The sequence below is a fragment of the Clostridium sp. 1001270J_160509_D11 genome (genome assembly GCF_015667935.1).
GTDB lineage: Bacteria > Bacillota > Clostridia > Peptostreptococcales > Peptostreptococcaceae > Intestinibacter.
Window position 1 is genome coordinate 1 of sequence record NZ_JADPET010000099.1, and the last position, 10741, is coordinate 10741.

Sequence of the window (10741 nt, forward strand, 5' to 3'; positions counted from 1 at the left end):
TTTTAATTTATTGTAAAATAAAAAATACGATATTGTATCTTTAAAAATTTTGCCATTAAAACAATCTATCATTTCCTTAGAACAAAAAAAGTCGCCAATATAAATATTAACGACTTACTTAATCTCATTTTTTATTTTAAGTTGAATATCTAGTCATAAAAATTATCTAATCTTCTATATAGCCATTAAATATCTTATTTAATAACATAGAATTTATATAAGCTGCAACTCCAAAACTTATACAAGTATCTAAAAATACTATTTGTCCCCAATATTTCCCGAATAAAACAAATGCACCTAAAGGCATTAAAGTTAAAACTAACATTATTAATGTATATGGAAGATGTTTTATTGACATTAAAACCGCATTCATTAAAGTATTTTTTATACTATTTTCAAATCTAGCTACAAGCGGAAATACATATACTACAATAAATCCTATTACAATACTTATTAAAGTAAATATAAATTTAAAAGCAGTACTTAATATATCATTTGACATTAAACTACACATATAAAAATCAAGTCCTATAAAAGATGCCACTAATAATAAAATTAACCAGATAATTGTACTTTCTTTGAAGTTTTGCTTAAACTGTTTAAAAAATTCTTTAACGGCGTAAACATCTTCATCTCTTGTCGATTTCATAGAAACACAATAAAGTGCAGTCGTCGATGCACCTATCGTTACAATAGGTATTGAACAAATAACAAATAAAAAATTTAGAATTATTGTATCAGATACTTTTGATATCCCCGCAAAAAAGTTATTATCATAATCAAATATTTTCCCCATAAAACACTACTCCTTAAAATATAAATAAAACTGCTATAGATATTATAGCAGTTTTATTTAACTTATTTTTATTAGTTTGTTATTACTATACCTGTTTCTTTATCAAATATATGAACTTTTTCCATATCCATTATAAACTTAACTTTATCTCCCATTCTAGCAGTTGTATCAGCATTTACCCTTGCAGTCATAGGGAAGTTTTCTAAATCAAAGTATAAATAAACTTCTGAACCAAGTAATTCATATACATTTATTTTTACGTTTAATTCAGCTCCTTTTTTTACTTCTACTAATTCTTTAGGATCATATATATTTTCTGGTCTAATACCCATTGTAACAGTTTTATTTAGATATCCTTGTTCAACTACTTCTTTTGCTTTATCTTCTGGTAAAACAAATTTATTTTCTTTCATTTTTAATACAACTTTTCCATCTTCTTTTGCTACTGCTACATCTATAAAGTTCATTTGTGGAGAACCTATAAATCCTGCAACAAATAAGTTTTGTGGATAATTATATAAATTTTGTGGAGTATCGACTTGTTGTATTATTCCATCTTTCATAACTACAATTTTAGTTCCTAAAGTCATAGCTTCAGTTTGGTCATGTGTTACATATATCATTGTTGCCCCTAATCTTTCATGTAACTTAGCTATTTCAGTACGCATTTGAACTCTTAATTTTGCATCTAAGTTTGATAAAGGTTCATCCATTAAGAATACTTTTGGCTCACGAACTATTGCTCTACCCATAGCCACACGCTGTCTCTGACCACCTGATAAAGCTTTTGGTTTACGGTCTAATAATTTTTCTAAGTCTAATATTTTTGCTGCATTTCTAACTTTTTTATCTATTTCTTCTTGAGGAACTTTTTTAAGTTTTAATCCAAATGCCATATTATCATAAACTGTTAAGTGTGGATATAGTGCATAACTTTGGAATACCATCGCAATGTCTCTATCTTTAGCTTCAACATCATTTACAACTCTTCCATCTATTTTTAAATCTCCCCTACTTATATCTTCAAGCCCGGCTATCATTCTAAGCGTTGTTGATTTACCACAGCCTGATGGACCTACAAATATAATGAAATCTTTGTCATCTATTTCTAAATTAAAATCTTTTACTGCTTCAAAACCATTTGGGTATATCTTGCATATATTTTCTAATGATAAGCTTGCCATATTCCTAATTCCCTCCAATTTATTTATCCAATTAATTATTATTTATTTAATCTAACAACTGATTGTCTAACAACTAACTCTCCATCAAATATTTTATGTCTATTATCATCATTATTTTCTATTAGATCAAATAAAATTTTACTTGTTTCCTTTGCCATATCTTCTACCGGTTGCCTTATAGTACTTATTGATGGATTGTAATAATAAGCTATATCCAGTCCATCAAATCCCATAACTGAGTAATCCTCTGGTATCTTTTTACCTGATTCTAATATTGCTTTACTTGCACCTATTGCCATACTATCCGAAATTGCATAAACTGCTGTAAATTCTTCATCTGATTCTAAAAGTTCTTTCATAAGTTTATATCCATTTTCCATAGTAAAAGCCGTTTCTTCTTGAAAAGTATATCTTATTAGATTTTCATTTATGGGTATCTGTCTTTCTTCTAAGGCTTTTTTATAACCCTGTACCCTCAATCCACTGATACTTTCATCCCATGGTTGAGCTGCCAGCATTACAATTTTTTCATGTCCATACTCACACAAACAATCTACAGCTTTTTTACTTTCCTTCACATCATCTACTGATACAGACGAATATATTTTTTTATCTACACCTTCAAACATTGATATTGTACTTAATACAAAAGGTACATTTATCTGTTTCAGTCGTTTCTCATCATGTGAAAACCATCCCCCTAAAAAGATAATTCCTTTTAATTTTCTTTCTTTTATTAATTGTAAAGCAACTTCAATCTCATCTTGATTTGAATCTACTCTATGTAATAAAAAAGTATATTTTCGATGTTGTATTTCTTCTTCAAATACTTTTATCATCTTTTGAAAAAATGGGTTATCTATACCTTTTATTAAAACTGCTATTGTTTCTGTTTGTGTACATTTCAAACTTCTGGCTGTGCTATTCGGCACAAAATTATTTTCTTTTATAACCTGTAGAATCTTTTCCCTTGTTTCATCACTTATGTCTGGATGATTATTAATAGCTCTTGAGACAGTACTAACGCCGACACCACATTTTTTAGCTATATCTTTTATTGTGATTGTCTTCATATCCCTATTTCCTTTCATACGTTTTCTCTCTATTTCTAATCAATCATACGAGCTATTTAATTTATATTCTTCCATATATCTTAGTTAATCTTTTTATTTTTTCTATTAATTCTTCAGAAAAACAATCTGGTTTCATTCTCCATTTCCAATTGTCACCTAGTGTAGATGGTATATTTATTCTAGCTGATTCATCCAATCCTAAAAAATCTTGAACTGGAATTATACATGTATCAGCAACACTCCCCATCGCCAAACAGATAAGATCCCAATTTCTATATTTTTCTTCTGAGTCTCTACTATTGATATAATCTATACACATTTGTTTATCTAAGGTATCTAATTCTTTATACCATCCTATAATCGTGTCATTGTCATGTGTACCAGTATAAACAACACAATTTTTATTATAGTTATGAGGTAAATAATCACTTTCCTCTCTTGAATCAAATGCAAATTGAAGAACCTTCATTCCAGGATAACCTGTATCTTTAAGTAGTTTTATAACTGAATCTGTTAAAAATCCTAAATCTTCAGCTATTATTTTAACTTCCCCTAATTCTTGCTTTAATTGTTTAAATAGCTCTATCCCTGGTCCTTTCTCCCAAGTACCATTTACAGCTGTTTTACTTTTATAAGGTATTGAAAAATATTCATCAAACCCTCTAAAATGATCGATTCGAACAATATCATATAAATTATAACAATATTTTATTCTTTTTATCCACCATTTATAGTGAGTATATTTATGATATTCCCAATCATATAATGGATTTCCCCATAATTGTCCATCTTCAGAGAAAGAATCTGGTGGACACCCTGCCACTGCTATAGGATTTAGATTCTTATCAAATTGGAACAATTCAGGATTTGCCCATGTGTCTGCACTATCTAGTGCTACATATATAGGTATATCTCCAACTATTGATATTCCTTTTTTGTTAGCATATTCTTTTAATTTATGCCATTGATCTGAAAATAAATATTGAATATATTTATAAAATGTAATTTCTTCTTCTAACTTTTTACTATATTTTAATACTGTTTTTTTATCTCTTAATTTTAATTTATCGTCCCATTCTAACCAAGATATTCCCCCTAAGGAATCTTTGATTGCCATATATAAAGCATAATCATCTAACCACCATTTATTATATTTACAGTAAGCTTGAAATTTTTTATTATGTTCTATTTTGCTTCTTTTATAAGCTTTTTTTAGTATTTTAAACCTTGATAAATAGATTTTTTCATAATCAATATATTCGTCGTTTTTTCCCCAGTCGTAACTATCACATTCTTCTTGTGTTAATAGTTTTTCTTCGATTAGTTTGTCCAAATCTATAAAGTATGGATTACCTGCAAATGTAGAAAATGATTGGTATGGAGAATCCCCATATCCTGTTGGTCCAAGCGGTAGTATCTGCCATATTTTTTGATTAGCTTTTTCTAATATATCTACAAATTCATATGCTTCTTTTGAAAAACTTCCTATTCCATATTTTGAAGGTAAACTAGATATAGGTAGTAAAAATCCGTTTCTCCTCATGATGATCCCCCTTTTGTATTTCCTATCCTTTAACGGCTCCTGCAACAACACCTTCTATAATATGTTTTTGACAAGCTAAGTAGAATATTATTATTGGGATAATAGCTAACACTAACATAGCCATCATAGCTCCCATATCTCTATTACCATTTGATCCTACTAACATTTGAATTACAACTGGTATAGTTTTATATTTTGTTGATAAACCTATAACTAAATATGGTAATAGATAGTCATTCCATATCCACATTGCATTTAATATTGCTACTGTTATTGCTGTAGGTTTTAATATTGGTAATACTATATGGAAGTAAGTTTGTAGAGGATTACACCCATCTATCATAGCTGCTTCTTCTATTTCTAGTGGTATTGATTTTATAAATCCACTAAACATAAATATTGATAAACCGCATCCAAAACCTAAATATAAAACTATCATTCCAACAGGGTTAGCAAGATGTAATATATCTGCTAATTTAACCATTGGGAACATGACCATTTGGAATGGTACTATCATTGAAAATACAAATAAATAATATAGTACACTTGTAAATTTAGATTTTACTCTTGTTATATAATATGCTGTCATAGATGTGAAGAATAATATAACAACTACTGAACCAATTGTTATAAAAAATGACCACCCTATTGCACTTAAAAATCCTGTTTGTTCTAAACCATTAACATAGTTACTAAGTCCAACAAAAGTTTCTGATGTTGGTAGAGCAAATGGATTATCACTAATAAAGAATTTACCTTTAAATGAGTTTATTAGTATAAATAAAATCGGTGCTAAGAATACAACAACTAATGCACAAAGTATAAGGAATATTACTGTATTCCCAATATTTCTTTTTGGTTTTACACTAACTTCATTAGTGCCTTTTTTAGATACTGCTACATCCATTATTGTTCTACCTCCTTATTTCTAGTGTAATATAATTGAGCAAGTGCTATACAAGCTACTATAATAAAGAACATTACTGCTTTTGCTTGTCCTACACCTTCAAATCCTATTCTGCCGTAGAATGAGTTAACTATGTTTAATGCTAACATTTCTGTTTTATGCATTGGTGCCCCATTTGTTAATGCTAAGTTTTGGTCGAATAGTTTAAAACTATTTGATAATGTCAGGAATAAACATATTGTTATTGATGGCATTACCATTGGTATAGTAACATTTTTTAATGTTTGCCATTTGTTTGCACCATCTATTTTTGCTGCTTCGATTAATTCTGTTGGTACGTTTTGAAGTCCTGCTATATATATTATCATCATATAACCTATCATTTGCCAGTTCATAAGTAGGATCAATCCTATAAATCCATATTTTGCATCAGCAACTAATGTTGTAGCATATCTTGATAAAAATGCATTTATCATTGTTTGCCATGTATAACCTAAAACTATACCACCAATTAAGTTTGGCATGAAAAATACTGTACGGAAAAAGTTAGTTCCTTTTATCTTTTTAGTTAAAAGATATGCTAATACAAAAGCTATTACATTAACTGATATTATTGAAATTATTGTAAATAATCCTGTGAATCCAAATGAATATAAGAAATTTTGTCCTGCTGAAAATGCAGTTTTATAATTTTGAAGACCTGTGAAAGTTGCATCTGTTATTGTTGTGAATTTACAAAATGTTAGATATATACCTATTACAAAAGGTAATATAAACGCAATCGCAAATGCTATAAGAGTTGGTACTATAAATACAGGCCAGTATTTTTTCAATGTTTTTTGCATGATACCCCTCCTGATATTTTATTTTTTAAATTAATTAGCCATAAATAAAGTATCTATATTATTACTCAATTTAGAATGTAATCTTATTTTCATTCTTAACGTCATTGATACTGTTATTTATGGCTGATTTTATGCTAAATTGACTAGATTAATTTTATATATTAATTATTTTGTTAGAGCTTTTTCGCTTGCCCATTCATCAACAACTTTTTTCTTAACATCATTCCATTTCATATTTCCATTACAATATTGAAGTAATGCATCACCGAAATCATCTTTAAATTGTTGACTTGGGAAAGTAGTGAAGTTCCAGTCTACATTGTAGTATTTATCATCTTTCATGTATCTTATAACTTCTTTAGCTAATGGATCTTGTGTAACTTCATCATCTGAGAAAGTATCAAATGGAGTTATGAATCCTAAGTCATTAGTAACATAATCTTTACCTTTATCAGAAGTGAATAACCAGTTTATAAAATCTTGTGTAGCTTTTTGGTCAGCTTCTGAAGCATTTTTATTTATGCAGAAGTAGTTTTCAGTACCTATGCAAAGACCTTGTTTTTCTTCACCTTTAACACCTGTATATATAGGCATGAATTTAACATCATCTTCTTTAACTGTATTTCCATCAACATCTGCTATTTGACTCCATCCCCAGTTACCATTTTGAACCATAGCGCATTGTCCTAAAGCGAATTCAGACATTGAATCTGTAACAGTTTTGCTTCCTAATAATGTAGGTTCACAAGTTGAATTGTTTATGTATAAATCAAATATGTTTTTAAAGTTATCTGAGTATTTAAAGCTTATTTCATCTTCATCTTTTACTTTATTATCTTTGTATTCATAATATATAGGAAGATTTGCTAAGTGAGTTTGCCATCTCCAATCTTCTCCTGGAGTTAATGATGTAGAAGCAAATACCCCTTTTATTCCTAATTCATCTTTTTTAGATTGCATATCTTCTGCAACTTCTTTTAATTTATCAAAGTTATTTATTTCATCCATAGATTTTACTTTTGCACCATCTAATGCAAAGTATTTATCCATTATTGATTGGTTATATATTATTCCGTATCCTTCTTCAACATAAGGTATACCATATACTTTACCATCGTCGCCTTTTATAGCTAAGTCTTCATTTAATAAATGTTTGTTTAATTCTGTATCAGTTAAATCTGCACAATAATCTTTCCAAGATTCATACCCTACTGGTCCATTTATTTGGAATAATGTTGGTGCATCTTTTTTAGCTATTTCTGATTTTAGAGTTTGTTCATATTTACCACTAGCAGCAGTAACAACTTTAACTTCTACCCCTGTTTCTTCTTTATATTTTTTAGCTATTTCTTTCCATTGTTTTTCTTGTTCTGGTTTAAAACTTAGATAATAAACACTACCTTTGTCAGATGACCCTGAACCACTAGAATCATTAGAACTACTGCAGCCAGTAAGCATCGCTACTGATAATACACTTGCTAAAGCAATTGATAAAAACTTTTTAACTTTCATATCTTCTCCCCCTGATTTGAAAAATGTGAATTAGTAACGTTACCGAAAACGTTTCCAATTTGTCGGATAACGTTTTTCTAATTACTAAAATAGTAGCACCGAATCTTTCAAAACGCAACATGATTTTTGGTATTTTTTGTAAATTAGTCATTTCTTTAAATAAAAATTCTCTATATTTGTCTAAATTAAATTTTGTCCAAAACATTAATATAGAGAATTTTTATCACTTCAAACTAGTTTAATTTCCAAATATCATCATTGTAATCTTGTATAGTTCTATCTGAAGAAAAATAACCGGCTTTACTTATATTTATTAACATCTTTTTAGCCCAATTTTCTCTATCTTCATATTGTTTAAATGCAATTTCTTTTGTTTTTATATAATCTTCAAGATCAAGTAATGCCATAAACCAGTCCTTCTTAACAATTTCTTTAAATACTCTTATTAAGTTTTCAGCATTACCTATACTCATTAGTTCTGTACCTATTATAAAATCTACTGCTTCTTTTATTTTAGGATTTCTTGCATATATATCTATAGATTCATAATCTTCATTTTCATAATGTTCTATTACAGTTTCACTATCTTTACCGAATATGAATATATTATCATCACCAACTAATTCATGTATTTCCACATTAGCACCATCTTCTGTTCCTAATGTTAGTGCTCCATTTAACATGAATTTCATATTTCCTGTTCCACTTGCTTCCTTAGATGCTAATGATATTTGTTCAGATATATCACAAGCAGGTATTAGTTTCTCAGCATATGTAACATTATAATTTTCAACCATAACAACTTTTAAATATTTATTTACTTGTTCATCATTATTTATAAGTTGTTGTAAACATAAGATTAAATGTATTATATCTTTTGCCATAGTATATGCTGGCGCTGCTTTAGCTCCAAATATAACTGTAACAGGAGTTGATGGTATGTTTCCTTTTTTAATATCTAAATATTTATAAATTACATATAATGCATTCATTTGTTGTCTTTTGTATTCATGTAATCTTTTTATTTGTATATCAAATATAGAGTTTTCATCAATATCTATATTTTGATGTTGTTTTATATAATCTTTTAGTACTAATTTATTATCAAATTTTATCTTTAATAATTTTTCAAGTACGTTTTTATCATCTATATATTGACCTAATTTTTCTAATTCAGTTGCGTCCTTTTTAAATCCATCACCTATTAATTCTTCTATAAAATTAGTTAATTCGTGATTACAATGCATTAACCATCTTCTAAAAGTTATTCCATTAGTTTTATTATTAAATTTTTCTGGATATATTTTATAGAAATTATTTAATTCATTTTTTTCTAATATTTCTGTATGAAGTGATGCAACCCCATTAACACTAAAACAATAGTGTATATCTATATGAGCCATATGTACTCTATCATCGTCATCAATTATATATAGACTTTCATCTTCATATTTTTCTCTAACTCTTTTATCTAATTCTTTTATTATATCTATTAAGTTTGGTACAGCTTTCTCTAAATAACTCATTGGCCATTTTTCTAATGCTTCTGCTAATATTGTATGATTTGTATATGCACAAGTTTTAGATACTATATCAATAGCCTCATCCATAGATAATCCTCTTTCAGTTAAAAGTCTTATCAGTTCTGGGATAACCATTGTTGGGTGAGTATCATTTATTTGTATTACTGCATAATCATATAGATCATGTAAATTACTTCCCTTTGCCTCACATTCATCCAATATTAATCTTGCAGCATTACTAACCATAAAATATTGTTGATATATACGAAGAAGTCTTCCATCTTCATCACTATCATCTGGATATAAGAATAAAGTTAAATTTTTAGCTATATCCTCTTTATTAAAGTTTATACTTTCATCATTTACTATACTCTCATCAATAGTTTCTACATCAAATAAATGAAGTTTGTTAACTCTATTATTATAACCAATAACATTTATGTCATATAATCTAGATTTTAATTTAAATTCTCCACATTCTATTTCATAAGTTGTATCAGTTTTATTTAGCCAACTATTTTGTTCTATCCATTCATTTTTTTGTTCTAATTGTAGTTTATCTTTGAATACTTGTTTAAATAACCCAAAATGATAATTTAAACCTACACCATCACCATCAAGACCTAAAGTAGCAATTGAATCTAAAAAGCATGCTGCCAATCTACCTAATCCGCCATTTCCCAGCGAAGGTTCTGGCTCTACTTCTTCTATATCAGATAGTTTTTTACCATTTGCTGATAATATAGAATTTACTTCATCATAAATACCTAAATTAATTAGGTTATTAGATAATAATTTTCCAATTAAGAATTCTGCTGAAATGTAATAAAGTTTCTTTTTCCCCTTATTGTTGTGTTTTTGATTTGCTAAATCATCTACTAAATTTAATAAAGCATAATAAATTTCTTCATTTGTGCAATTACTAATTTCTTTACCACACTTATCTTTTAATAAACTAGATACATCCATTAATCTTTTCCCCCTTATTAAGTCTCCTTTTTGCGAAAACGTTTTCGGTAACGTTACCAGTTTTTCATATAAATCCTCTTTTAAGGTAATTATAATTTATAGTCGTTTTATTTACAACCAATTTTTTACATTTAATATAGATTTATTTTTTATTTTGATGCTATTTATATATATTTTTTAATTATTAATCCAAGTATTATCAACAGGTTCAAGTTAAAAATACTATATATTAAAATATCCCCAAAGTTTTCATATGATTATATGATTTAACTAAAATAGTAAACTTAATCACATGATACTTTTGGGGATAAAATAAAAAAAGATTACGTGGCTACGTCTTACTCTCCCAGGCGGTTGCCCACCAAGTACCATCAGCGCTCAGGAGCTTA

General features: G+C 28.1%; 8 protein-coding genes. All 8 read right to left on the reverse strand.

What is annotated here, in order from left to right:
• Positions 1-166: 166 nt before the first annotated feature.
• Positions 167-796, reverse strand: a complete 630-nt coding sequence (locus tag I4U58_RS09560) for a YesL family protein (RefSeq protein WP_195931074.1) — start codon at positions 794-796, stop codon at positions 167-169.
• A gap of 71 nt (positions 797-867) precedes the next feature.
• Positions 868-1980 (reverse strand): sn-glycerol-3-phosphate ABC transporter ATP-binding protein UgpC, encoded by a 1113-nt coding sequence (gene ugpC, locus I4U58_RS09565; protein WP_195931075.1) that lies wholly within the window; start codon positions 1978-1980, stop codon positions 868-870.
• A 38-nt stretch (positions 1981-2018) separates the two neighbouring features.
• Positions 2019-3071, reverse strand: coding sequence for a LacI family DNA-binding transcriptional regulator (locus I4U58_RS09570; RefSeq protein ID WP_330643981.1), 1053 nt, complete (start codon positions 3069-3071; stop codon positions 2019-2021).
• Between the two features lie 43 nt (positions 3072-3114).
• The gene (gene malQ, locus I4U58_RS09575; RefSeq protein ID WP_195931076.1) at positions 3115-4596 is read right to left on the reverse strand and encodes a 4-alpha-glucanotransferase; all 1482 of its coding nucleotides are present in this window, start codon (positions 4594-4596) and stop codon (positions 3115-3117) included.
• Positions 4597-4618: 22 nt separating this feature from the next.
• Positions 4619-5503 carry a carbohydrate ABC transporter permease gene (locus tag I4U58_RS09580; RefSeq protein ID WP_195931077.1) on the reverse strand — a complete coding sequence of 295 codons (885 nt, stop codon included), beginning with the start codon at positions 5501-5503 and terminating at the stop codon, positions 4619-4621.
• Positions 5503-6348: a sugar ABC transporter permease gene (locus tag I4U58_RS09585; RefSeq protein ID WP_195931078.1), complete on the reverse strand. Its 846-nt coding sequence runs from the start codon at positions 6346-6348 to the stop codon at positions 5503-5505. The genes I4U58_RS09580 and I4U58_RS09585 overlap by 1 nt, the downstream gene beginning before the upstream one ends.
• 165 nt (positions 6349-6513) lie before the next feature.
• Positions 6514-7860, reverse strand: coding sequence for an ABC transporter substrate-binding protein (locus I4U58_RS09590; RefSeq protein ID WP_195931079.1), 1347 nt, complete (start codon positions 7858-7860; stop codon positions 6514-6516).
• A gap of 233 nt (positions 7861-8093) precedes the next feature.
• Entirely contained in the window at positions 8094-10352 is a 2259-nt protein-coding gene (locus I4U58_RS09595) for a glycogen/starch/alpha-glucan phosphorylase (protein WP_195931080.1), read from the reverse strand.
• Between the last annotated feature and the right edge of the window lie 389 nt (positions 10353-10741).

Excerpts from the sequence above, each read along its gene's own strand:
- I4U58_RS09560 (WP_195931074.1), bottom strand. The coding sequence starts at position 796 with ATGGGGAAAATATTTGATTATGATAATAACTTTTTTGCGGGGATATCA.
- ugpC (WP_195931075.1), bottom strand. The coding sequence starts at position 1,980 with ATGGCAAGCTTATCATTAGAAAATATATGCAAGATATACCCAAATGGT.
- I4U58_RS09570 (WP_330643981.1), bottom strand. The coding sequence starts at position 3,071 with ATGAAAGGAAATAGGGATATGAAGACAATCACAATAAAAGATATAGCT.
- malQ (WP_195931076.1), bottom strand. The coding sequence starts at position 4,596 with ATGAGGAGAAACGGATTTTTACTACCTATATCTAGTTTACCTTCAAAA.
- I4U58_RS09580 (WP_195931077.1), bottom strand. The coding sequence starts at position 5,503 with ATGGATGTAGCAGTATCTAAAAAAGGCACTAATGAAGTTAGTGTAAAA.
- I4U58_RS09585 (WP_195931078.1), bottom strand. The coding sequence starts at position 6,348 with ATGCAAAAAACATTGAAAAAATACTGGCCTGTATTTATAGTACCAACT.
- I4U58_RS09590 (WP_195931079.1), bottom strand. The coding sequence starts at position 7,860 with ATGAAAGTTAAAAAGTTTTTATCAATTGCTTTAGCAAGTGTATTATCA.
- I4U58_RS09595 (WP_195931080.1), bottom strand. The coding sequence starts at position 10,352 with ATGGATGTATCTAGTTTATTAAAAGATAAGTGTGGTAAAGAAATTAGT.